Source organism: Candidatus Bealeia paramacronuclearis, assembly GCF_035607555.1.
Taxonomy (GTDB): domain Bacteria; phylum Pseudomonadota; class Alphaproteobacteria; order UBA9655; family UBA9655; genus Bealeia; species Bealeia paramacronuclearis.
Window position 1 is genome coordinate 388,661 of sequence record NZ_JAVHWZ010000002.1, and the last position, 22,353, is coordinate 411,013.

Annotated in this window: 26 protein-coding genes and 1 pseudogene; all 27 read right to left on the bottom strand. The window is 46.0% G+C overall.

Features of this window, described 5'->3' with window-relative positions:
* Positions 1 to 18 precede the first annotated feature (18 nt).
* The 27 genes and pseudogenes from rplO to rpoB all read right to left on the bottom strand — a co-directional run bounded on the left by rplO (position 19) and on the right by rpoB (position 22,198).
* Entirely contained in the window at positions 19 to 501 is a 483-nt protein-coding gene (gene rplO, locus Bealeia2_RS06880) for a 50S ribosomal protein L15 (protein WP_331256323.1), read from the bottom strand.
* Between the two features lie 20 nt (positions 502 to 521).
* Positions 522 to 713 carry a 50S ribosomal protein L30 gene (gene rpmD, locus Bealeia2_RS06885; RefSeq protein ID WP_331256324.1) on the bottom strand — a complete coding sequence of 64 codons (192 nt, stop codon included), beginning with the start codon at positions 711 to 713 and terminating at the stop codon, positions 522 to 524.
* Between the two features lie 2 nt (positions 714 to 715).
* Positions 716 to 1,270 carry a 30S ribosomal protein S5 gene (gene rpsE / locus Bealeia2_RS06890; protein WP_331256325.1) on the bottom strand — a complete coding sequence of 185 codons (555 nt, stop codon included), beginning with the start codon at positions 1,268 to 1,270 and terminating at the stop codon, positions 716 to 718.
* A gap of 12 nt (positions 1,271 to 1,282) precedes the next feature.
* Positions 1,283 to 1,642: a 50S ribosomal protein L18 gene (gene rplR / locus Bealeia2_RS06895; protein ID WP_331256326.1), complete on the bottom strand. Its 360-nt coding sequence runs from the start codon at positions 1,640 to 1,642 to the stop codon at positions 1,283 to 1,285.
* Between the two features lie 3 nt (positions 1,643 to 1,645).
* Positions 1,646 to 2,179, bottom strand: a complete 534-nt coding sequence (gene rplF, locus Bealeia2_RS06900; RefSeq protein ID WP_331256327.1) for a 50S ribosomal protein L6 — start codon at positions 2,177 to 2,179, stop codon at positions 1,646 to 1,648.
* Between the two features lie 13 nt (positions 2,180 to 2,192).
* On the bottom strand, positions 2,193 to 2,591 hold the full coding sequence (rpsH, locus tag Bealeia2_RS06905; protein WP_331256328.1) for a 30S ribosomal protein S8: 399 nt from the start codon (positions 2,589 to 2,591) through the stop codon (positions 2,193 to 2,195).
* A gap of 10 nt (positions 2,592 to 2,601) precedes the next feature.
* Positions 2,602 to 2,907 carry a 30S ribosomal protein S14 gene (gene rpsN, locus Bealeia2_RS06910; RefSeq protein ID WP_331256329.1) on the bottom strand — a complete coding sequence of 102 codons (306 nt, stop codon included), beginning with the start codon at positions 2,905 to 2,907 and terminating at the stop codon, positions 2,602 to 2,604.
* Between the two features lie 15 nt (positions 2,908 to 2,922).
* Positions 2,923 to 3,465: a 50S ribosomal protein L5 gene (gene rplE, locus Bealeia2_RS06915; RefSeq protein ID WP_331256330.1), complete on the bottom strand. Its 543-nt coding sequence runs from the start codon at positions 3,463 to 3,465 to the stop codon at positions 2,923 to 2,925.
* Positions 3,466 to 3,478: 13 nt separating this feature from the next.
* Positions 3,479 to 3,802 (bottom strand): 50S ribosomal protein L24, encoded by a 324-nt coding sequence (rplX, locus tag Bealeia2_RS06920; RefSeq protein ID WP_331256331.1) that lies wholly within the window; start codon positions 3,800 to 3,802, stop codon positions 3,479 to 3,481.
* On the bottom strand, positions 3,802 to 4,170 hold the full coding sequence (rplN, locus tag Bealeia2_RS06925; protein WP_331256332.1) for a 50S ribosomal protein L14: 369 nt from the start codon (positions 4,168 to 4,170) through the stop codon (positions 3,802 to 3,804). Before rplN ends, rplX begins: the two co-directional genes overlap by 1 nt.
* A gap of 29 nt (positions 4,171 to 4,199) precedes the next feature.
* Entirely contained in the window at positions 4,200 to 4,445 is a 246-nt protein-coding gene (gene rpsQ, locus Bealeia2_RS06930) for a 30S ribosomal protein S17 (RefSeq protein ID WP_331256333.1), read from the bottom strand.
* Positions 4,445 to 4,651 carry a 50S ribosomal protein L29 gene (gene rpmC / locus Bealeia2_RS06935; protein WP_331256334.1) on the bottom strand — a complete coding sequence of 69 codons (207 nt, stop codon included), beginning with the start codon at positions 4,649 to 4,651 and terminating at the stop codon, positions 4,445 to 4,447. The genes rpsQ and rpmC overlap by 1 nt, the downstream gene beginning before the upstream one ends.
* A complete protein-coding gene (rplP, locus tag Bealeia2_RS06940; protein WP_331256335.1) occupies positions 4,652 to 5,071 on the bottom strand; it encodes a 50S ribosomal protein L16 in 420 nt (139 codons plus the stop codon).
* 12 nt (positions 5,072 to 5,083) lie between these two features.
* Positions 5,084 to 5,770, bottom strand: a complete 687-nt coding sequence (gene rpsC, locus Bealeia2_RS06945) for a 30S ribosomal protein S3 (RefSeq protein WP_331256336.1) — start codon at positions 5,768 to 5,770, stop codon at positions 5,084 to 5,086.
* Entirely contained in the window at positions 5,770 to 6,150 is a 381-nt protein-coding gene (gene rplV, locus Bealeia2_RS06950) for a 50S ribosomal protein L22 (RefSeq protein ID WP_331256337.1), read from the bottom strand. Before rplV ends, rpsC begins: the two co-directional genes overlap by 1 nt.
* A 2-nt stretch (positions 6,151 to 6,152) precedes the next feature.
* Positions 6,153 to 6,431 (bottom strand): 30S ribosomal protein S19, encoded by a 279-nt coding sequence (rpsS, locus tag Bealeia2_RS06955; protein ID WP_331256338.1) that lies wholly within the window; start codon positions 6,429 to 6,431, stop codon positions 6,153 to 6,155.
* 11 nt (positions 6,432 to 6,442) lie between these two features.
* Complete coding sequence (rplB, locus tag Bealeia2_RS06960) at positions 6,443 to 7,270, bottom strand: 50S ribosomal protein L2 (protein ID WP_331256339.1); 828 nt, start codon at positions 7,268 to 7,270, stop codon at positions 6,443 to 6,445.
* Between the two features lies 1 nt (position 7,271).
* A complete protein-coding gene (locus tag Bealeia2_RS06965; protein ID WP_414437855.1) occupies positions 7,272 to 7,604 on the bottom strand; it encodes a 50S ribosomal protein L23 in 333 nt (110 codons plus the stop codon).
* The gene (gene rplD, locus Bealeia2_RS06970; RefSeq protein ID WP_331256340.1) at positions 7,601 to 8,221 is read right to left on the bottom strand and encodes a 50S ribosomal protein L4; all 621 of its coding nucleotides are present in this window, start codon (positions 8,219 to 8,221) and stop codon (positions 7,601 to 7,603) included. The genes Bealeia2_RS06965 and rplD overlap by 4 nt, the downstream gene beginning before the upstream one ends.
* A gap of 2 nt (positions 8,222 to 8,223) precedes the next feature.
* Entirely contained in the window at positions 8,224 to 8,988 is a 765-nt protein-coding gene (gene rplC / locus Bealeia2_RS06975) for a 50S ribosomal protein L3 (protein ID WP_414437856.1), read from the bottom strand.
* A gap of 11 nt (positions 8,989 to 8,999) precedes the next feature.
* Positions 9,000 to 9,308: a 30S ribosomal protein S10 gene (gene rpsJ / locus Bealeia2_RS06980; protein ID WP_331256341.1), complete on the bottom strand. Its 309-nt coding sequence runs from the start codon at positions 9,306 to 9,308 to the stop codon at positions 9,000 to 9,002.
* A gap of 82 nt (positions 9,309 to 9,390) precedes the next feature.
* Positions 9,391 to 10,581 (bottom strand): elongation factor Tu, encoded by a 1,191-nt coding sequence (tuf, locus tag Bealeia2_RS06985; RefSeq protein ID WP_331256166.1) that lies wholly within the window; start codon positions 10,579 to 10,581, stop codon positions 9,391 to 9,393.
* A 30-nt stretch (positions 10,582 to 10,611) separates the two neighbouring features.
* Entirely contained in the window at positions 10,612 to 12,684 is a 2,073-nt protein-coding gene (gene fusA / locus Bealeia2_RS06990) for an elongation factor G (RefSeq protein ID WP_331256342.1), read from the bottom strand.
* A 27-nt stretch (positions 12,685 to 12,711) separates the two neighbouring features.
* Positions 12,712 to 13,182, bottom strand: coding sequence for a 30S ribosomal protein S7 (rpsG, locus tag Bealeia2_RS06995; RefSeq protein WP_331256343.1), 471 nt, complete (start codon positions 13,180 to 13,182; stop codon positions 12,712 to 12,714).
* A 13-nt stretch (positions 13,183 to 13,195) separates the two neighbouring features.
* Positions 13,196 to 13,567: a 30S ribosomal protein S12 gene (rpsL, locus tag Bealeia2_RS07000; protein ID WP_331256344.1), complete on the bottom strand. Its 372-nt coding sequence runs from the start codon at positions 13,565 to 13,567 to the stop codon at positions 13,196 to 13,198.
* A gap of 290 nt (positions 13,568 to 13,857) precedes the next feature.
* A pseudogene (rpoC, locus tag Bealeia2_RS07005) lies at positions 13,858 to 17,955 on the bottom strand (DNA-directed RNA polymerase subunit beta'); the annotation flags it as partial.
* Positions 17,956 to 18,028: 73 nt separating this feature from the next.
* Positions 18,029 to 22,198 carry a DNA-directed RNA polymerase subunit beta gene (rpoB, locus tag Bealeia2_RS07010; protein WP_331256346.1) on the bottom strand — a complete coding sequence of 1,390 codons (4,170 nt, stop codon included), beginning with the start codon at positions 22,196 to 22,198 and terminating at the stop codon, positions 18,029 to 18,031.
* Positions 22,199 to 22,353 lie beyond the last annotated feature (155 nt).

A 22,353-nucleotide genomic window follows, 5' to 3' on the forward strand; every position in this document is an offset into this window, starting at 1 on the left:
ACTTAGACTTTAATGGATTTATTCAGTTGCTTCAAGAGCTTGAGTTTGAAGAAGGATAACTTCTCCCCCAGCTTTCTTCACAGCTTCAAGAGCTGTCTTTGAAGCACCACTCACTTCAATTTTTATCTTTGACTTCAAATTACCTGTACCCAACAAGCGTACACCGTCATATACGCGACGAAGTAAACCTGAGGCCACAAGAGCTTCAGCATTGATTGTTCCTTTTGCATCCAGCTTTCCAGAATCAATCGCCGCTTGAATTCGACCCAAATTCACTTCTGAAAACTTCAATGCAAAAATGTTAGTGAAACCACGTTTTGGCAAACGACGGAATAAAGGCATTTGACCGCCTTCAAATCCATTAATGGCAACACCGGTACGCGCTGTCTGACCTTTACCGCCGCGGCCACCGGTTTTACCTTTACCGGAACCAATGCCGCGACAAATAATCATCCTACGCTTACGGGCACCTGGATTATCACGAATTTCATGTAATTTCATTTTATCCTCACTCTCGCAGCTTAAGCGTTATCTGCAACTTTGACCATATGGCTGACTTTTGCAATCATGCCACGGATCGAAGATGTATCCTCAAGCTCGCGCGTTTGACCAATACCAAAGAGTCCCAATCCTTTTAGAATTGCACGTTGAATCTTTGGACGACGAATCGGACTTGCAACTTGCGTTACAACTAGTGTTTTCTTCTTGGTCATGATTATGCCTCAACCGTTGACGATTTACGACTGATAATCTCACTGACTTTCTTGCCGCGTTTAGCCGCAATGGAGCGTGGAGAATGAATCGCCTTCAAGGCCTCAAATGTGGCTTTAACCATACTGTGAGGATTGCTACTGCCCATGGATTTGCTGACAACGTCACCAACTCCAAGCGCTTCAAATACCGCACGCATTGGACCACCAGCGATAATACCCGTTCCAGGCACAGCAGAACGCAAATGAACACGTCCAGAACCAAAGGTTCCTGTGATATCATGATGCAATGTCCGGCCTTCACGTAAAGGGACGCGAATCATATTACGCTTAGCTTGATCTGTTGCTTTACGCACAGCATCAGGAACTTCTCGTGCTTTACCGGATCCATAGCCGACACGACCTTTTCCGTCTCCCACAACAACTAAAGCTGAAAAGCGGAAATTCTTACCACCTTTAACAACTTTCGCCACGCGGTTAACAGAGACTAACTTCTCAACGTGCTCAACGTCTTCGCGTTCAGAGCGCCTTGATCTTTCATTGCTAGCTTCTTTTGCCATCTTTCACTCTTCCTAAAATGTGAGTCCAGCTGAGCGTGCAGCATCAGCAAGGGCTTTGACGCGTCCGTGATAGATATATCCACCACGATCAAAAACGACGTTTGTCACACCTGCTTTTTTTGCCCGTTCTGCAACTAATTTTCCAACAGCTTCAGCTGCTGCAATGTCAGCACCAGTCTTCAGTTTTTCAAAATCCTTATCCAATGTGGACGCGGAAGCAAGTGTCTTTTTCTCAATATCACAAATGACTTGAGCATAAATATGCTTACTTGAACGAAACACAGATAAACGAGGACGCTCATTCGAAACGCGCTGCAATTTTGCCCTAACGCGTTGCTTTCTTCTCTCAAAAAGATTTTTCTCGTTTGACATGGCTTACTTCTTCTTACCTTCTTTGCGGTAGATCTTCTCATCTTCGTATTTGATACCCTTACCTTTATAAGGCTCAGGTTTACGATAAGAACGAATCTCTGCCGCAATTTGACCTATGAGCTGACGATCAGCCCCTGAAATTGCAACGGAGGTGGGTTTGTCGCAAACAATCTTAATTCCTTGAGGAATCGGATAAAGAATGTCGTGGCTATATCCCAATTGAAGCTTGAGAGTGTTGCCTTCAACAGCAGCACGATAACCAACGCCGTTGATTTCGAGGCGAAGTGTAAACCCTTCATGTACGCCTTTGACCATATTGTCGACTTGGCGACGCCATGTACCCCAAAGCATACGGGCTTGTTTTGACTCATCAACTGGCTTAACCCAAATCATGTTATCTTCTAAAGTCGGAAGAACTTCCTTAGAGAGAATAGCTTTTAATTCACCATTCTTTCCTTTAACGGAAATTTCTTGCCCACTAACTTGGCAGGTAACCCCTTGAGGCACTTCTACCGGATGTTTACCAACTCGTGACATGGCGCACCCCTACCTAGTATACACTGAAGAGAACTTCACCACCGACATTCATCTCACGGGCTTGGCCATCAGACAAAACACCCTTGGGCGTTGAGAGAACTGAAATGCCGAGACCGTTGTAAACACGGGGAAGCTCTTTGATTTTAGAATAAACACGACGACCTGGTTTTGAAACGCGATCAATTTTTGTAATCACAGGCTCATTTTCGAAATACTTGAGTTCGATAATGAGGTTTTCAATACCAGCGCGAACTGTTTCACGTGAATACCCACGAATGTACCCTTCACGCTTTAAAACTTCGAGAGCATTCTCTCTTAATGTAGAAGCCGGAGACTTCACAGAAGTTTTACGCGCTTTTTGGCCATTGCGAATGCGGGTAATCATATCACCTATGGGATCTGAAAATGCCATGGTCTACCTCCTACCAGCTAGCTTTGGTCATCCCAGGAATCATCCCGGATGAAGCCAGCTCTCGTAATGCTATACGAGACAATTTAAATTTACGATATACCGCACGAGGACGTCCAGTAATGGCACAACGCGAACGAACACGTGTGGGTGCACTATTACGTGGAAGTTCTGATAATTTGATACGGGCCTTGAAACGCTCTTCAGGGGCTGCATTCAAATCAACTGCAATCGCTTTTAAACGATCACGACGTCCTTTGTACTGTTTCACCATCCGCTCCCGGCGGAGATTTTTTTCAACGGAACTAGTCTTAGCCATTTATTCTCTCCTACCTTAGCGAGTTATGAAAGGCATACCGAATTTTTTTAGAAGCTCAAGGGCTTCTTTGTCGGTATTGGCGGTTGTTACGAAGATGATATCCATTCCCCGAACTTGATCAACTTTATCATAGTTAATTTCAGGAAATACGATATGCTCTTTGATACCCATTGCATAGTTACCACGACCATCGAAGCTCTTCTGGGAAATCCCACGGAAGTCACGAATACGTGGCATTGCGATGTTTACAAGGCGATCAAAAAACTCATACATGCGATCTTTGCGGAGAGTCACTTTGGCGCCGATATTGACGCCTTCACGCAATTTAAACGCTGCGATTGACTTTTTCGCTTTTGTCATAACTGGCTTTTGACCAGCAATGAGTGTGAGTCCTTCGTACGCAGACTCGAGTTTACGACTATCTGAAGCCGCATCACCGAGTCCCATGTTGATAACGATTTTTTCAAGTTTTGGGACCTGAAGAGCATTCTTATAAGCAAGCTCTTTCATGAGTTCTGGTCTTATGACTTTTTCATAATGATCTTTTAAACGTGCCATCTCTCTATACCCCTTACTGATCCAGGACTTCGCCGGATAATTTGGCAACGCGAACTTTACGACCATCTTCTAAGAACTTAAAACCAACGCGAGTTGGCTTGTTCTGAACAGGGTCCAAAATAGCGACGTTGGATATCGCAAGAGAAGCTTCCTTCTCAACGATCCCGCCAGCTTGTCCCATGGATGGGCGTGTATGACGCTTCACCAAATTAACGCCCTGAACGATGACACGACGATCTGCTCGAATAACTTTAAGGACTTGGCCTGACTTACCTTTATCCCTACCTGTCGTGACACAGACTGTGTCTCCACGACGAATTTTAAACTTTTCAGCCATTATAGAACCTCGGGTGCTAATGAGATGATTTTCATAAAATTCTTCCCACGTAACTCACGGGTCACTGGACCGAAAATACGTGTACCAATAGGCTCACCTTGCGCATTGATAAGAACTGCAGCGTTATCATCAAAGCGGATGATGCTTCCATCTTGGCGGCGAATTTCTTTGGCTGTTCTTACGATTACAGCTTTATGAACGTCACCCTTCTTAACACGACCCCGAGGAATCGCATCTTTAATGGATACAACAATCACATCTCCAACGGAAGCAACCTTACGCTTGGATCCGCCGAGAACTTTGATGCACTGCACCCGACGAGCGCCAGAATTATCGGCGACTTTCAGGTTGGTTTGCATCTGAATCATGGTCTAATTTCCTTTCTTGACCAGCTAACTTAGCCCTGAAGGGCTTCGCGTTGAATGACTTCCCATGTCTTGGTTTTAGACAAAGGACGGCATTCCCGAATGCGGACAGAATCACCAACTTGACATTCGTTGGCTTCATCATGGGCCGCAAATTTCTTTGAGCGTGTAATAAACTTGTGGTAGAGCGGGTGCATAACGCGACGCTCAACAAGCACGGTGACAGTCTTGTCACACTTCGAACTTACCACTTTTCCTTGCAATACCCGACGTGGCATCACTTGACTCCTTGTGCTGTTTGTTTACGCTGACCTAGCAGCGTTTTCACACGAGCAACTGTCTTGCGCGCTACTCGAATATGATGGGTTTTCTCAACTTGACCAGTCACTTTTTGAAAGCGAAGACCCATGAGCTCTTTCTTTAATTCAATCACTTTGCCTTTGAGGGCGCCATCATCCATTGGCTTTAAATCTTGAATTTTCATTTAAGCACCTCGTGTTGCACGTGAAATAAATTTTGTAGCAATGGGAAGCTTTGCAGATCCCAACTCAAAAGCGCGGCGTGCTATATCTTCAGGAACACCATCCAATTCAAACATGATGCGACCTGGCTTCACACGGCAAGCCCAGAATTCTGGAGACCCCTTACCACTACCCATCCGGACTTCAGCAGGCTTTTGTGAAACAGGAACATCTGGAAATATACGGATCCAAACGCGTCCTGCACGCTTAATATGACGGGTAATCACACGACGTGCCGCTTCAATTTGACGGGCTGTAATACGCTCTGGAGCTAAGGCTTTTAAACCAAAAGTTCCAAAGTTAAGATCGTCACCACCCTTGGCCAAGCCATGAATGCGACCTTTGTGTGCTTTTCTATGTTTCGTTCTCTTCGGCGCTAACATCTTCTCAATTCCTTACACTGCAGACCGATTAACGGTGTTTTGGGCTGTACGTTTGTCATTGGCCATAGGATCGTGATCCATAATATCGCCTTTGTAAATCCAAACTTTAACGCCAATAATGCCATAAGTCGTTTTAGCTTCTGCGACTCCATAGTCAATATCGGCGCGGAATGTATGCAAAGGAACTTGTCCTTCACGGTACCATTCCATGCGAGCAATTTCAGCGCCACCCAAACGACCACTCACGTTCACACGAATTCCCTTAGCTCCCATTTTCATGGCGCTTTGCATCGCACGTTTCATCGCACGACGGAAAGACACACGACGCTCAAGTTGTTGAGCAATGCCTTCAGCGGCTAATTTCGCATCAAGTTCGGGCTTCCGGATCTCAAGAATATTGAGGCTGACTTCAGATCCCAAAAACTTGGTGATATCTGAGCGTAACTTTTCAATATCCGCACCTTTTTTACCAATGACGATGCCCGGGCGAGCTGTGTGAACTGTTACACGCGCCTTGTTAGCCATACGCTCGATAACGATCTTTGAGATACCAGCTTGTGAAAGTCTCTTATTAAGGTACTTACGAAGCTCGAGATCTTTATGGAGTAATTTTCCATAATCCTTATCGGAATACCAGCGGGAGTCCCAAGTCCGGTTGATACCAAGACGTAACCCAATTGGATTTATTTTTTGACCCATTAGGCCACCTCCTCAACTTCACTGACTACAAGTCGCAAATGGCTGAATGGCTTACGGATTCGACCCAGACGACTTCTACCTTTAAAATCAACACGCTTCAATACGAGAGACTGACCAACAGTCGCTTCAGTGACATGAAGTTTGTCGATATCCAACTGATGATTATTCTCAGCGTTCGCAATTGCGGAAAGCAAAGTCTTTCTCACATCAACTGCAATACGTTTAGGCGAATATTGCAAAGCATGCAAGGCTTTTCCGACATGCATACCGCGAATCATATGAGCCACCAAATTTAACTTCTGTGGACTCACGCGTACCATGCGAAGATTCGCAGCCGCCTGATGGTCTTGCAAACCACGAGGTGTCTTTTGTTTTGACATAATTAACCTCTCTTCGCTTTCTTGTCCGCCGCGTGACCTGTATAGGTCCGGGTCGGAGAAAACTCACCAAATTTATGACCAATCATATTCTCAGTGACGAGAACAGGAATAAACTTTTGACCGTTGTAGACACCAAATGTTAGCCCAACAAACTGAGGCAAAATTGTAGATCTACGGGACCAAGTCTTGATCACTTCCTTACGTCCTGACTCCCGGACAGTTTCTGCTTTCTTCATCAGATAACCGTCTAAAAATGGACCTTTCCAAATTGAACGTGCCACAACCTTACTCCTTATGCCTTACGACGACGGATAATCATGGAAGCAGAGTGCTTCTTACGATTCCGTGTCTTTTTACCTTTTGTGGGAACACCCCATGGCGTCACTGGATGACGACCACCTGATGTACGACCTTCACCACCACCGTGAGGGTGATCAATTGGGTTCATGGCTACACCACGAACTGAAGGACGTGTTCCAAGCCAACGATTACGGCCCGCTTTACCCAAGTTTATGTTCTTCTGATCTGGGTTTGACACAGCTCCAATTGTCGCCATGCATTCAGAACGAAGCTTGCGAATCTCACCAGAGGAAAGCTTCACAATCGCATAAGGACCATCACGACCCACGAGTTGGATATAAGTTCCACCAGAACGGGCCATTTGACCACCTTTACCTGGCTTCATCTCGACGTTGTGAATGATGGTACCTACAGGAATGCTCTTCAGCGGAAGAGCATTCCCTGGCTTAATATCCACTTTCTCACCAGCGATGACCTTGTCACCCACAGCAAGACGTTGTGGCGCCAAAATGTAAGATTGCTCACCATCTTCATATTTAATAAGGGCAATGAAAGCCGTTCTGTTAGGATCGTATTCAATGCGCTCAACGACAGCTGAGACATCAAACTTACGACGTAAAAAATCCACCAAACGATAACGACGTTTATGACCACCACCGATATGGCGTGTGGTAATACGACCGTGTGCGTTACGTCCACCTGTTTTACGAAGACCTTCCGTTAGCTTCTTAACAGGCGCGCCACTCCACAATTCACTACGATCAACAAGGATAAGTCCACGTTGACCAGGTGTTGTGGGTTTGTAATGCTTCAAACTCATTTTACAATCCTGCGCTTACGTCGATGTTTTGTCCTTCTTCAAGACGAACAACGGCTTTTTTGATTCCAGAACGTTTACCTTCCATTCCTCGAAAGCGTTTTGTTTTGCCAGGAAGGTTCAGGGTATTCACTGATTTCACCTTCACTTTAAAAATTTCCTCAACAGCCTTTTTAATTTCAGGCTTTGTCGCATCTTTGGCCACTTTAAAGGTCAACTGATTGTTTTCAGACCCAAGAGTTGATTTTTCTGTCACAACAGGAGCTACGAGAACCTCGTAAGTCCGTTGCTTGCCCATGCGTTCTTTCACAGGCTTAATTGTACGTGCACGACTCATTTCAACCTACTCTCTAAATTTTCAATGGCTGCTTTCGTAAGCACAAGGTGCTCACGACGCAAAATGTCATAGACATTGATACCTTGCTGAGGAAGTACGTCGACACCTGGGATGTTGGCTGCAGCTTTTGCAAAGTCACTATTAACTTCTTCGCCCCCAATAATCAAGGCTGATTTTAGGCCGAGGGTCTCAAATTTCTTGAGAAGCTCTTTTGTCTTAGCAGTTCCTGCATTGAGATCTTCAACGACAAGGAGGGATCCGTTTGCCACTTTTGTAGAAAGTGCTGTCTTCAAAGCCAGTTGGCGCACTTTCTTAGGCAACTTGAAACCATGATCACGAACCACAGGTCCGAAAATTACAGCACCACCTCGGAATTGCGGGGAGCGTAAGCTACCTGCACGAGCGCGGCCCGTACCTTTTTGGCGCCATGGTTTTTTCGTTGTTCCACTAATATCGCTAACGCCTTTTGTCGCATGATTACCAGAGCGGCGTTTTGCCAACTGCCAGTTCACCATACGAGCCAAGATATCGGCGCGTGTTGGGAGGGAAAAAATCTCAGGACTGAGATCCATTTCTCCAACCTTTTTATTATCAAAATTCTTAACTTCGTACTTCATGATTACGCCTCTCCATTTTCAGGAGTTGAAGACTCAGCAGACACTTCTTCCCTTTTCACTTCAGAAGCCGGCGCTGGGATCTCTTTAACAGGTGCAGCTTTAACAGCCGCGGGATAAGGAATATCTTTGGGAGGTGACTTTTTAATCGCATCACGAACCAAAATGAAACCACCGGGATTTCCAGGAACAGCACCCCGAAGACCAACAAGACCTTGCTCAGAATCAACAAAGACAACTTCGAGATTTTGAACTGTCACGCGATCTGTACCCAAGTGTCCGGCCATCTTCTTACCTTTGAAGACCTTACCTGGATCTTGGCGTTGACCTGTCGAACCATGACTACGGTGAGATACGGATACACCGTGGCTCGCCCGAAGACCACCGAAATTCCAGCGCTTCATAACACCGGCAAAACCTTTACCGATAGAGATACCTGTCACATCGACCTTTTGGCCCACAATGAAATGATCCGCAGTGATCTCATCACCCACGTTCAAAAGAGCATCTTCGGCCACGCGGAATTCAGCAAGCTTTGCTTTTGGCGTTACTTTCGCTTTCGCAAAATGGCCACGCATGGCTTTGGTTACATTTTTAACTTTAGCGGCTTTGACACCCAATTGAATGGCTGTGTAACCGTCGGTTTCTTTCGTCTTAGTTGCTACCACCTGGCAGTTATCAACCTTGAGCAAGGTCATGGGAATGTGCTCGCCTGTTGAGGTCAAGAGTCTTGTCATTCCAACCTTTTCAGCAATAAGTCCTGTACGCATCTTACCGCCTCTTAAAGTTTAATATCAACGTCAACACCCGCAGCAAGGTCGAGCTTCATCAAAGCATCAACCGTCTGAGGTGACCAATCAGCGATGTCGAGGACTCGCTTATGGGTCCGCATCTCGAACTGCTCACGAGACTTTTTGTCAATGTGAGGAGAACGGTTTACGGTAAAACGCTCAATACGTGTGGGAAGGGGAATAGGTCCGTAGACCGTCGCACCTGTGCGCTTCGCTGTGTTCACAATCTCGCTTGTCGATTGGTCGAGAACGCGGTAGTCAAACGCTCTCAAGCGAATTCTAATCTTATTGTTACTCATTGTTACCTCTCAAGGCTGCTGCCTTTTTAATGAAACGTGCGTCAGCTTAGTAGCTGACGCATTGGTTTCTGTCCAGTATTATTTACTTCAAAATTTTGGCAACGACTCCGGCGCCAACAGTACGGCCACCTTCACGAATTGCAAAACGAAGTCCGTCGTCCATAGCAATCGGTGCAATCAGCTCCACGATCATACGAACGTTGTCTCCTGGCATGACCATCTCAACGCCTTCCGGAAGCTTTACAGTTCCCGTCACGTCCGTTGTCCGGAAATAAAATTGCGGACGATAGTTGCCAAAAAATGGGGTGTGACGGCCGCCTTCTTCCTTTTTGAGAATGTAGGCTTCACACTCGAATTCTGTGTGTGGTGTGATCGAGCCGGGCTTCGCCAAAACTTGGCCACGCTCAACATCTTCACGCTTGGTTCCGCGCAAAAGAGCACCCACGTTGTCGCCTGCTTGTCCTTGATCAAGGAGCTTACGGAACATTTCAACGCCAGTTACAGTTGTCTTCATAGTTGGTTTAATTCCAACGATTTCAACTTCTTCACCCACTTTGACGATACCCGTTTCGATACGGCCTGTGACAACCGTTCCACGACCGGAAATCGAAAGCACGTCCTCAATTGGCATCAAGAAAGGCTTGTCGACAGGACGGTCAGGTTGAGGAATGTACGTATCCACAGCCGTCATCAAACGCAAAATGGAATCTTTTCCAATTGGGTCATCGCGACCTTCAAGTGCGGCCAAAGCCGAGCCTTTAATGATCGGAATATCATCGCCTGGGAAGTCATAGCTTGAGAGAAGCTCACGCACTTCAAGCTCAACGAGATCCAAAAGTTCCTCGTCATCCACCATGTCGACTTTGTTCAAATACACAACAAGAGCAGGAACGCCAACCTGACGCGCCAAAAGAATGTGCTCGCGCGTTTGTGGCATGGGGCCATCGGCTGCGTTTACAACGAGAATCGCACCGTCCATTTGCGCGGCTCCCGTGATCATGTTTTTCACATAGTCGGCGTGACCTGGACAGTCTACGTGAGCATAGTGGCGGTCGGCTGTTTCGTACTCAACGTGGGCAGTGTTGATCGTGATTCCACGTGCACGCTCTTCAGGCGCCGCGTCAATTTGATCATAGCCTCGGAAAACAGCTCCACCTGTCTCTGCCAAAACTTTCGTAATCGCAGCGGTCAGCGTCGTTTTCCCGTGGTCAACGTGACCAATCGTTCCAATGTTACAGTGCGGCTTCGTCCGCTCAAATTTCTCTTTGCTCATCTTTTGTCTCCGTTTCAGCTAAGATTTAAATTAACCCAATTTCGCCCGAACTTCGTCCGCGATATGAGTCGGGACTTGTTCATAGTGATCAAACTGCATGGTGAATTGTGCACGTCCTTGGCTCATGGAGCGCAATGTGTTCACATAACCAAACATGGAAGCCAATGGCACCATGGCATTAATCACACGTGCATTACCCCGTTGATCCATACCCGACACCTGACCGCGACGACTATTCAAGTCACCGATAATATCACCCATATAATCTTCAGGCGTCACAACTTCAACGTTCATGATCGGCTCAAGAAGACGTGGCTCTGATTTTGCGATACCTTCGCGGAACGCAGCTCTTGCTGCAATTTCGAAGGCCAAAACGCTGGAGTCCACATCATGGTACGCACCATCAAACAGTGTAACTTTATAGTCGATTACAGGAAATCCTGCAATCACACCAGTTTCAGTGGCTGTACGAAGCCCTTTTTCAACACCGGGGATGAATTCTTTAGGTACCGCACCACCCACAATGGCACTCGCAAATTCATAACCAAATCCAGGATCTTGAGGTTCAAAACGAAGTTTAATACGCGCGAATTGACCGGAACCACCACTTTGTTTTTTGTGGGTATAATCAACTTCAGCAGTCTTCGTAATCGTCTCGCGATAGGCTACTTGAGGCGCACCGACGTTCGCTTCAACTTTAAACTCACGCCTCATACGATCCACGATGATTTCAAGATGGAGCTCGCCCATCCCTTTAATAATCGTCTGACCAGATTCATGATCTGTAGAAACACGGAAAGAAGGATCTTCCGTTGCCAAACGAGATAAAGCAAGGCCCATTTTTTCTTGGTCAGCTTTTGTCTTAGGTTCAACAGCCACTTCAATCACTGGCTCCGGGAAAATCATACGTTCTAGAATCACGGGCTTCACTGTATCACAAAGGGTTTCACCAGTTGTGGTATCTTTCAAACCACAAAGAGCTACGATATCACCCGCATGTGCTTCTTTAATATCTTCACGAGAGTTTGCATGCATCAAAAGCATACGACCCACGCGCTCACGCTCGTCTTTTACAGAGTTCATAACATAAGAACCGGATTGAAGCGTTCCAGAATAAATACGAACGAATGTTAAAGATCCGACAAAGGGATCTGTCATAATTTTAAAGGCTAAACCGCTGAAGGGCTGATCATCCTCAGGCTTACGAACTTCTTCAACGCCCTTTGAATTCTCACCCATAACCGGGGGAACATCGAGAGGGGATGGCAAGAAATCAATAACCGCATCAAGAAGTGGTTGAACGCCTTTATTTTTAAACGCAGAACCACAAAGAACTGGCACAAATGCTGCCGCAATAGTTCCTTTACGAATGCACTTTTTGAGAACTTCTTCGGAAGGCTCTTCTCCACCAAGGTACGCTTCCAAAGCAGCATCATCTTGCTCAACAGCAAGCTCAACTAACTTCGCGCGGTAGTCTTCTGCTTGCTCTTTCATATTGGCGGGGATGTCTTCTTCAACAAATTTTGCGCCCAAGCTTTCATCTAACCAACGGAAGGCTTTCATCTTCACAAGGTCAACGATTCCTACAAAGTCGGCTTCAACACCGATGGGAAGTTGAATCACAAGAGGCGTTGCTCCCAAACGATCAATAATCATATCCACTGTCCGGAAGAAATTGGCACCTGTTCGGTCCATTTTGTTCACAAAACAAATCCGGGGAACATGATATTTGTCAGCTTGGCGCCATACCGTTTCAGATTGAGGCTCAACGCCAGCGACGCTATCAAAGACTGCAACGGCACCATCAAGCACGCGCAAAGAACGCTCAACTTCAATGGTGAAATCAACGTGGCCAGGCGTATCGATAATGTTAATTCGGTGGTCGTTCCAGAAACAGGTTGTTGCTGCAGATGTGATTGTAATACCACGCTCTTGCTCTTGCTCCATCCAGTCCATAGTAGCAGTTCCTTCATGAACTTCACCAATTTTGTGGGAGCGGCCTGTATAATAAAGAACGCGTTCAGTCGTTGTCGTTTTACCCGCATCAATGTGTGCCATGATGCCAATGTTGCGGTAGCGATTAATAGGAGTCGTACGTGCCATTTTGGTTGATCCTTAAGCCTTCTCTGATTACCAACGGAAGTGAGCAAATGCGCGGTTTGCATCAGCCATTTTGTGTGTATCTTCTCGCTTTTTAACAGCGGATCCACGATTGTTTGCAGCATCTAAAAGCTCATGCGCCAAACGCTCAGTCATTGTATTTTCTGACCGCGCACGGGAGCTATTGATGAGCCAACGAATGGCAAGCGCCAATGAACGAATAGGACGAACTTCCACAGGAACCTGATAAGTCGCACCACCCACACGGCGAGAACGAACCTCAACTGCAGGCTTTACGTTATCGATTGCATTGTGAAACAGCTCAAGAGAATCTCCCCCGGACTTCGCTTTGATATGATCCAAAGCTCCATAAACAATGCGCTCAGCAACAGATTTTTTGCCTTCATACATGAGGCAGTTCATAAACTTTGTAACAACCAAATCACCAAATTTGGGATCGGGGAGAACTTCGCGTTTTTCAGCGGCGTGACGACGTGACATTCCTTATTAACTCCTATTTAGGCCGTTTGGCACCATAATGGGACCGACTTTGACGACGATCTTTAACTCCTTGGGTATCGAGCGCACCACGAACAATGTGATAACGCACACCCGGCAAGTCGCGTACGCGACCGCCACGAATCAGAACAACGCTGTGCTCTTGAAGGTTGTGACCTTCACCAGGAATATATCCTGTAACTTCATATCCATTCGTCAAACGAATACGTGCAACCTTACGCAAAGCCGAGTTTGGCTTTTTTGGGGTCATTGTAAAAACACGTGTACAAACGCCACGTTTTTGTGGGTTTGACTGCATAGCTGGCGATTTACTGCGCCTTTCTTTATCCTGCCGCGGCTTGCGGATCAGCTGATTGATCGTCGGCATTAAAACCGTTTCCTTTCAACGTTATTCAAAATTGATAACAAAATCATAACCCTCAGCCGACCTTTCAGGAAGCCCTTAGGTTTTGTTAGCCTTAGGGACGAGTTGAGGACGATAAAACCCTCACACTTTACCCTTTAAATGACGGCGGCATCTTAGTGTCGCCAGAAGCGAGAGTCAAGCATTCTTCTTGACTCTCATCAACTCACCCCTTTTTATGATTGGGCGAGCGCTTCATCTTGCTGATGCTCAATAGCAACAACCTCGTTCGCAGGTAAGCTTGTATGCGAGAATTTATCACGCTCTCTCGCAATATGACGAAGACGATTCATCACACTTCCTGTTCCCACAGGAATCAAACGACCCACAATAATATTTTCCTTAAGACCATTCAAAGTATCGACTTTACCTGAGACGGCGGCTTCTGTCAGAACGCGCGTTGTCTCTTGGAAGGAGGCCGCAGACAAGAATGATTTTGTCTGGAGGGACGCCTTCGTAATACCTTGAAGAACCTTGTGCCCTTGAGCAGGTCTGTGACCTTCCGCAATGGCGCGATTATTCTCGTCTTCAAAGTCCGCACGATCCACTTGTTCGCCCACAAGGAAAGTTGTTTCGCCTGCATCAATAATTTCTATCTTCTGCATCATTTGGCGCACAATCACTTCAATGTGCTTATCGTTAATCGGAACGCCTTGGAGTCGATAAACTTCTTGGATTTCATTAATGAGATATTGAGCAAGAGCTTCAATACCCATAATTCTCAAAAGATCATGAGGAACAATATTACCATCCATAATCAAGTCACCACGCTTCACACGATCACCTTCCTGGACCATAACATGCTTACCCTTGGGAAGCAAATATTCAACAGGAGCCAATGTTTCATCATCAGGAACAAGAACCACACGACGCTTTGCTTTGAAGTCTTTTCCAAATTCAATACGCCCATCGTATTCACTGATAATAGCCGCGTCTTTCGGACGACGCGCTTCAAAGAGCTCAGCCACGCGAGGAAGACCTCCCGTAATATCACGCGTTTTTGTAGATTCCCGAGGAACACGCGCGATAACATCACCGGCATTCACCGTTGCTCCATTTTCAATGTTCAAAATCGCATCCACGGAGAGGAAATAACGAGCCTCCGCACCATTTGCGAAGTTTAAAGGCTTACCCTTGTCGTCGCGAAGAACAAGACGTGGTTTCAAATCACCGCCTCGCGCCACCTGCTTCCAGTCCGCAACAACGCGGCTTGTAATACCAGTCGCTTCATCAAAAGCTTCACGCATGGAGATTCCATCGACAAGATCCACGAAGTGAACAACGCCCGAGACCTCAGTAATGATTGGAAGTGTGTAAGCATCCCACTCAGCCAATTTCTGACCGGCTTTGACAGTATCATTATCGTCCACGAAAAGAATTGAACCATAAGGCAGTTTATGGCGCTCACGCTCTTGTCCAGCATCATCTAGAATCGTCAATTCCGAGTAACGACTCATGACCGTATTGTGTCCCTTGCCATTCGCAACAACACTGCGGTTACGAATGAGAACTTTACCCTCATAGGAGGCAGAGATCGTCGATTCTTCAATGGAACGCTGTGCCGCACCACCAGAGTGGAACGTACGCATCGTCAACTGAGTTCCAGGTTCACCAATGGACTGAGCGGCAACCACACCCACGGCTTCACCCAAACTAACGAGCGTTCCACGGGCCAGATCGCGACCATAACATTTGGAGCAAATACCGTCCTTCGTTTCACATGTCAAAACAGAGCGAATCATAATTTCATCGATATTTGTTTTTTCAATTCGAGTCACATCAGCTTCTTGAACCAACTCACCCCGAGGGACAATCACGTCACCTGTCAAAACATCGATAATATCTGAGGCGACTGTACGACCCAATGTGCGCTCACCCAATGGTGTGATAACCTCACCACCTTCAACAACGGCACGTACAGAAATTCCTTTTTCCGTTCCGCAGTCATGTTCGATAATGATGCAATCTTGCGCCACATCCACCAAACGACGTGTAAGATATCCCGAGTTTGCAGTTTTTAATGCAACGTCTGTCAAACCTTTACGCGAACCGTGAGCCGAGTTGAAGTACTCAAGCACGTCAAGGCCTTCTTTCAGGTTTGAGATAATGGGGTTTTCCATAATCTCACCAGAAGTTTTTGCGATCAAACCGCGCATCGCGGCAAGCGCCCGCATCTGCGTCGAGGAACCACGGGCACCAGAGTGCGACATCACATATACAGAGTTCAGATCTTCACCTGGTTTTGCCGTCGAAATACCTTTAATCATCACATCCGCAACTTGTTCAGTACACTTCGTCCAAGCATCTGTGACCTTGTTATATCGCTCACCCTGTGTAATCAAACCATCCAGATATTGTTGTTGGAATTCCCCAACTTTCTCGCGGGTATCTGCCACAAGTTTTTTCTTCTCGGCAGGGACAACGAGATCATCTTTACCGAAGGAAATTCCAGAAAGACCTGCGTATTTAAACCCTAATGTCATGAGACGATCTGAGAAAATCACAGCATCCTTTTGACCACAATGACGATAAATCATATCAACAAGGCCTGAGATTTCTTTGGCTTTTTGCGTTTGGTTCGCATAATCAAAAGAGATCTCATGATGGCGTGGCATAATGCTCCAAAGCATCATTCGACCGGCTGTTGTCTCAGCGCGTTGAAGGGTTTTTTTACCAGTCTCATCGACCCAATCATAACGAACTGTAATTTTCGCATGGAGGGAAAGACTCTTGGCATGAATGGCATGCTCAATTTCAGCCATTGATCCGTAAACTCCACCTTCGCCCAAAGCTCCAGACCGATCCATGGTCAAATAATAAAGCCCCAAAACGATATCTTTTGAAGGCGTAATGATCGGCTTACCGCTTGCAGGATGCAAAATGTTGTTGGTCGACATCATCAAAACACGGCATTCCAATTGCGCTTCCAAAGACAACGGAACGTGAACCGCCATTTGGTCACCGTCGAAGTCAGCGTTAAAAGCTGTACATACGAGAGGGTGAAGTTGTATTGCCTTACCTTCAATCAAAATGGGCTCGAAAGCTTGGATACCCAAACGGTGAAGTGTGGGCGCACGGTTCAAAAGAACGGGATGCTCACGAATCACCTCTTCCAAAATATCCCAAACTTCAGGACGCTCTTTTTCGACCATCCGTTTCGCCGCTTTAATTGTACTAGCCAAACCATAGCGCTCAAGGCGTGCATAAATAAATGGTTTGAAAAGCTCGAGTGCCATTTTCTTTGGCAAACCACATTGCTGCAGTTTGAGCTCAGGGCCAACGACGATCACAGAACGGCCAGAGTAATCTACACGCTTACCCAAAAGGTTTTGACGAAAACGACCTTGCTTACCTTTGAGCATATCGGACAAAGATTTCAAAGGACGCTTGTTGGTTCCCGTAATCACACGACCACGACGACCATTATCAAAAAGGGCATCTACAGATTCCTGAAGCATGCGCTTTTCGTTCCGGACGATAATATCAGGCGCACGCAGTTCGATCAAACGCTTCAAACGATTGTTACGGTTAATCACACGACGATAAAGATCATTAAGATCTGATGTTGCAAATCGACCACCATCCAAAGGCACCAAAGGACGTAATTCTGGAGGAATAACAGGAACAACTTCCATAATCATCCACTCAGGACGAGATTTAGAATTAATAAAAGCATCGATCAGTTTAAGGCGCTTTACAAGTTTCTTGCGGCGCATTTCAGACTTTGAAGCATAAAGTTCTTCGCGAAGTTGAATTTGCTCCGGAAGAAGATCAATCGCCTTCAAAAGGTCTCGCAGAGCTTCCGCTCCAATACCACCTGAAAACGCGTCAACGCCATAGTCATCTTGCGCACGATAGAATTCTTCTTCAGACAAAAGCTGACCTTTTTTCAAAGGTGTGAGACCTGGCTCGGTCACAATGTAGCTTTCAAAATACAGTACCTTTTCAAGATCTTTTAATGTCATATCCAAAAGAAGACCAATACGGCTTGGTAATGTCTTTGTGAACCAAATGTGTGCCACAGGAGACGCGAGTTCAATGTGCCCCATACGGTCACGACGAACCTTCGCCAAAGTGACTTCAACACCGCACTTTTCACAGATAATACCCCGATATTTCATCCTCTTGTATTTACCGCACAAGCATTCATAGTCCTTTACAGGACCAAAAATACGCGCACAGAAAAGACCATCCCGCTCTGGCTTGAATGTTCTATAGTTAATCGTCTCTGGCTTTTTAATTTCACCAAATGACCAAGAACGAATTCGCTCTGGACTGGCCAAAGAAATCGCAATATCATCAAAGCTTTGCGGACTACCAACTTGACCGAAAAAATTTGTTAACTCACGCATGCTCTTCTCCTCATTCCTCTTCCGAGGCAAAACTTCTTCAAAATCAGGGAGGGGTTGTCCCCTCCCCTATTAGTTAAATCTTGGATCCAAAATCAACATTGAGACCCAGCGACCTTAATTCCTTAACAAGAACGTTAAAGGATTCAGGAACACCCGATTCAAAGTTATCGTCACCGCGAACCATCGCTTCATAAACTTTCGTACGGCCTGAAACGTCATCCGATTTGACGGTTAACATTTCTTGGAGCGTATAAGCGGCGCCATAAGCCTCAAGAGCCCAGACTTCCATTTCTCCAAAACGTTGACCACCGAATTGAGCTTTACCGCCAAGAGGCTGCTGCGTCACAAGGCTGTAAGGTCCCACTGAACGCGCGTGGATCTTGTCATCGACCAAGTGATGTAACTTGAGCAAGTACATGTATCCCACAGTCGCCTTACGATCAAAGGGCTCACCCGTCCGACCATCATAAAGTTGAACTTGGCCTGACGCATCAAGACCCGCCTTTCTTAATTGATGATTAATATCCACTTCATGAGCACCGTCAAAAACGGGAGATGCCATTGGGATACCATCCGTCAAGTTTGTAGCAAGCTCGACAACTTCGATGTCATCCATTGCCTTAATGTCTGTTGCAATTTCGTCATCTTCATAAACTTCGTCCAAAGTAGCGCGAAGTGTTTTGATATCCGACTGATTGTTAGCAATGGCCGCCAATGCGTCATTCACTTTTTTGCCCAAACCATGAGCGGCCCACCCAAGGTGCGTCTCAAGAACCTGCCCCACGTTCATCCGCGAAGGAATACCCAGTGGGTTCAAAATAATGTCCACAGGTGTTCCGTCTTCCAAATGAGGCATATCTTCCAAAGGAACAACTTTGGAGACCACACCCTTGTTTCCGTGACGTCCGGCCATCTTATCACCGGGTTGAAGTTTTCTCTTTGTTGCGATGAAAACTTTCACCATCTTAAGAACACCGGTCTGAAGTTCATCGCCACGACGGACTTTCTCGACCTTATCTTCAAAGCGTGCTTGAAGGGCTGTAATACGCTCATCATGGTATTGTTTAATCGCCTCAAGATCTGACATGACTGAGTCGTCTTCAACATTGATTTGACGCCATTGACCTTTGGACAACGTATCCAAAACATCTTGGGTAAGAACCGTACCTTTCTTGACAGATCCTGGCGCTGACACCACTTTTTGTCCGATTAGCTTCTCTTGCAAGGAGGCATAGAAGTTACGATCCAAAATGGAACGCTCTGCATCTCTGTCGCCGGCAAGACGATCAATTTCAGACCTCTCAATCGCCAAAGACCGTTCATCCTTATCGATACCACGACGAGAGAAAACACGAACTTCCACAACCGTACCTGCAATTCCAGGAGGAACACGCAGGGAAGTATCACGCACATCTGAAGATTTCTCACCAAAGATCGCCTTCAGCAATTTTTCTTCAGGAGTTGAAGGAGATTCACCTTTGGGTGTGACTTTACCTACCAAGATGTCGCCTGGTTTAACATCCGCACCAATGTACACGATTCCCGCTTCGTCCAAATGACGAAGAGCTTCTTCACCAACGTTCGGAATATCACGAGTGATTTCTTCATTACCTAATTTCGTATCCCGGGCCGCCACTTCAAATTCATCAATATGAATTGAGGTAAAAACGTCGTTTCTCGCAATACGCTCAGAAATAATGATGGAGTCCTCAAAGTTGTAACCATTCCAAGACATAAAGGCCATCAAAACATTTCGACCCAAAGACAATTCACCCATATCCATGCAAGGTCCATCGGCAATGATATCGCCTTTCATGACGCGATCATCGGTTTTAACCAACGGACGTTGGTTCAAACAAGTCTTGTCGTTGGAGCGTTGGAATTTCACGAGGTTGAAAATATCAACGTTGCTCCCCGTTGTACCTTCTGTGTCTGTTGCACGAATAACGATACGCTTCGCATCTACTTGGTCAACAATACCTGAACGTTTTGCAATAATGGCAACACCAGAGTCACGAGCCACCGCACGTTCCATTCCGGTTCCCACCAATGGCTTTTCAGATCTTAACAAAGGCACCGCTTGACGTTGCATGTTGGATCCCATAAGAGCACGGTTGGCGTCATCATTTTCGACAAAAGGAATCAAAGAAGCCGCTACAGACACAATCTGCTTTGGCGCCAAGTCCATATAATCAACTTCTGACGCTGGTGCAATCATGCTATCGCCACCCTTACGGCAGTTAATAAATTCGGAAACGAATTTACCCGCCTTGTCGAGTTCTGTGTTCGCCTGAGCAATCACGTATTTGCCCTCTTCAACGGCAGTCATATAGACCGCCTCAGAAGTCACTTTGCCGTCAATAACTTTACGATAAGGACTTTCAATAAATCCATATTTGTTAACCCGCGCATAAGTCGCCAACGAGTTGATCAAACCAATGTTTGGACCTTCAGGCGTCTCAATCGGGCAAATACGACCGTAATGAGTGGGATGAACGTCGCGAACTTCAAAAGTCGCGCGATCACGTGTCAAACCACCAGGGCCCAGTGCTGATAAACGACGCTTGTGATTGATTTCACCAAGTGGGTTTGCTTGGTCCATAAATTGAGACAATTGTGACGTTCCAAAGAATTCACGAATTGCTGATGCCACTGGTTTAGAGTTAATCAAATCATGTGGCATGACGGAATCAATCTCAACAGAACTCATGCGCTCACGAATCGCCCTCTCCATCCGACTAAAGCCCAAACGGTATTGGTTTTCGAGAAGCTCACCCACAGACCGCACACGACGGTTTGCCAAGTTATCGATATCATCGATTTGCCCACGACCATCTTTAAGATCCAAAAGAACGCGGACGATCTCAACAATATCTTCTTTCCTCAGAACACGGACGTTATCCGGGCAGTCCAATTCCAAACGAGAGTTCATCTTCACACGACCTACAGCAGAAAGATCATAACGCTCAGAGTTAAAGAAAAGATTTGTGAAAAGAAGCTCTGCGCCTTCAACCGTCGGTGGTTCACCGGGGCGAAGAACGCGATAGATATCCATCAACGCATCTTCACGTGAGTTGTTCTTGTCAATCACCAGTGTATTGCGAAGATAAGACCCAACATTCATATGATCGATATCAAGCACTGGGATTTTCTTAATGCCTTCCCCTTCGAAGAGTTCAAGAATTTCTGGTGTAATCTCGTCGCCTGCTTCTGCAAAAATTTCACCGGTGGTCTCATTTATCAGGTCATTAGCAATATATTGTCCCAAAAGATCATCAGCCGGGACCAAAATTTCGCGCAATCCATCTTCATAAAGCTTACGGGCAAAGCGCAAATTCATCTTCGCACCTTCAGCCGCAACCGTCTTTCCGGTCTTGGCATCGACGATATCACGCATCAATTTACCAACACGTTGATGGTCTGGTTTGAATTCAGTTTTCCAGCCTTTTTTCGTTTGGTTATATTCAACCATTTTATAAAAGTCATTGAGAATTTCTTCGCGAGACATACCTTGAATCTCAGAAGGATTCAAATTTTCGCCTTTTTTCTCAAGTTTAATGCGTTTTTCTTGCGTAGCGGCACTGTCAAGTGCCATTAAAAGTGTGGAGACAGGAAGCTTACGTTTTCTATCAATACGAACATAAAGAATATCCTTAGCATCGAATTCAAAATCGATCCAAGATCCACGATAAGGAATCACACGTGCTGAGAATAAATATTTACCCGAGGAGTGGGTTTTTCCGCTGTCATGATCGAAAAATACGCCAGGTGATCTGTGCATTTGAGAAACGACAACGCGCTCACTGCCATTGATCACAAACGTACCATTGTCCGTCATGAGGGGCAAATCGCCCATATAAACATCTTGCTCTTTAATGTCACGGATCGAGCGAGACCCGGTTTCTTCATCAACGTCCCAAACAACAAGACGAAAAGTCACGCGCAAAGGCGCAGCATAAGTCAAACTCCGTTGCTTACACTCTTCAACGTCGTATTTAGGCGGATCAACGTGATATCGATAAAATTCAAGTTGGGACTTATCAGCAAAATCTGTGATGGGGAACATTGATTTAAAGACTTCTTGAAGCCCTTTTGTTTCCCGTTCCTCTGGGGAAACATCCATTTGAATAAAATTTGCATAAGAGCTTTTTTGAAGCTCGATGAGGTAGGGCAATGGTGCCACCTCTGGGATACGCCCGAAGCTTTTACGGATACGTTTACGCTCGGTTAAAGTCCTTGCCATGGATGCCTCTTTACTTCCTTTGTGGCTTGCGCCGCGATCAAAATTCCCAACCAACGAGTGGAGATACACAGGAACCGACGTAGACTTATAGCCTACGTCGGTAAACTGCGCATTTATGCGGAGGGATTATCCCTCCAATGCTTATATCAACATCA

Bases quoted from the DNA above. Each gene is read 5' to 3' on its own strand.
- rplO (WP_331256323.1), bottom strand. From the start codon at position 501: ATGAAATTACATGAAATTCGTGATAATCCAGGTGCCCGTAAGCGTAGG.
- rpmD (WP_331256324.1), bottom strand. From the start codon at position 713: ATGACCAAGAAGAAAACACTAGTTGTAACGCAAGTTGCAAGTCCGATT.
- rpsE (WP_331256325.1), bottom strand. From the start codon at position 1,270: ATGGCAAAAGAAGCTAGCAATGAAAGATCAAGGCGCTCTGAACGCGAA.
- rplR (WP_331256326.1), bottom strand. From the start codon at position 1,642: ATGTCAAACGAGAAAAATCTTTTTGAGAGAAGAAAGCAACGCGTTAGG.
- rplF (WP_331256327.1), bottom strand. From the start codon at position 2,179: ATGTCACGAGTTGGTAAACATCCGGTAGAAGTGCCTCAAGGGGTTACC.
- rpsH (WP_331256328.1), bottom strand. From the start codon at position 2,591: ATGGCATTTTCAGATCCCATAGGTGATATGATTACCCGCATTCGCAAT.
- rpsN (WP_331256329.1), bottom strand. From the start codon at position 2,907: ATGGCTAAGACTAGTTCCGTTGAAAAAAATCTCCGCCGGGAGCGGATG.
- rplE (WP_331256330.1), bottom strand. From the start codon at position 3,465: ATGGCACGTTTAAAAGATCATTATGAAAAAGTCATAAGACCAGAACTC.
- rplX (WP_331256331.1), bottom strand. From the start codon at position 3,802: ATGGCTGAAAAGTTTAAAATTCGTCGTGGAGACACAGTCTGTGTCACG.
- rplN (WP_331256332.1), bottom strand. From the start codon at position 4,170: ATGATTCAGATGCAAACCAACCTGAAAGTCGCCGATAATTCTGGCGCT.
- rpsQ (WP_331256333.1), bottom strand. From the start codon at position 4,445: ATGCCACGTCGGGTATTGCAAGGAAAAGTGGTAAGTTCGAAGTGTGAC.
- rpmC (WP_331256334.1), bottom strand. From the start codon at position 4,651: ATGAAAATTCAAGATTTAAAGCCAATGGATGATGGCGCCCTCAAAGGC.
- rplP (WP_331256335.1), bottom strand. From the start codon at position 5,071: ATGTTAGCGCCGAAGAGAACGAAACATAGAAAAGCACACAAAGGTCGC.
- rpsC (WP_331256336.1), bottom strand. From the start codon at position 5,770: ATGGGTCAAAAAATAAATCCAATTGGGTTACGTCTTGGTATCAACCGG.
- rplV (WP_331256337.1), bottom strand. From the start codon at position 6,150: ATGTCAAAACAAAAGACACCTCGTGGTTTGCAAGACCATCAGGCGGCT.
- rplB (WP_331256339.1), bottom strand. From the start codon at position 7,270: ATGAGTTTGAAGCATTACAAACCCACAACACCTGGTCAACGTGGACTT.
- Bealeia2_RS06965 (WP_414437855.1), bottom strand. From the start codon at position 7,604: ATGAGTCGTGCACGTACAATTAAGCCTGTGAAAGAACGCATGGGCAAG.
- rplD (WP_331256340.1), bottom strand. From the start codon at position 8,221: ATGAAGTACGAAGTTAAGAATTTTGATAATAAAAAGGTTGGAGAAATG.
- rplC (WP_414437856.1), bottom strand. From the start codon at position 8,988: ATGCGTACAGGACTTATTGCTGAAAAGGTTGGAATGACAAGACTCTTG.
- rpsJ (WP_331256341.1), bottom strand. From the start codon at position 9,308: ATGAGTAACAATAAGATTAGAATTCGCTTGAGAGCGTTTGACTACCGC.
- tuf (WP_331256166.1), bottom strand. From the start codon at position 10,581: ATGAGCAAAGAGAAATTTGAGCGGACGAAGCCGCACTGTAACATTGGA.
- fusA (WP_331256342.1), bottom strand. From the start codon at position 12,684: ATGGCACGTACGACTCCTATTAATCGCTACCGCAACATTGGCATCATG.
- rpsG (WP_331256343.1), bottom strand. From the start codon at position 13,182: ATGTCACGTCGTCACGCCGCTGAAAAACGCGAAGTTCTCCCCGATCCC.
- rpsL (WP_331256344.1), bottom strand. From the start codon at position 13,567: ATGCCGACGATCAATCAGCTGATCCGCAAGCCGCGGCAGGATAAAGAA.
- rpoB (WP_331256346.1), bottom strand. From the start codon at position 22,198: ATGGCAAGGACTTTAACCGAGCGTAAACGTATCCGTAAAAGCTTCGGG.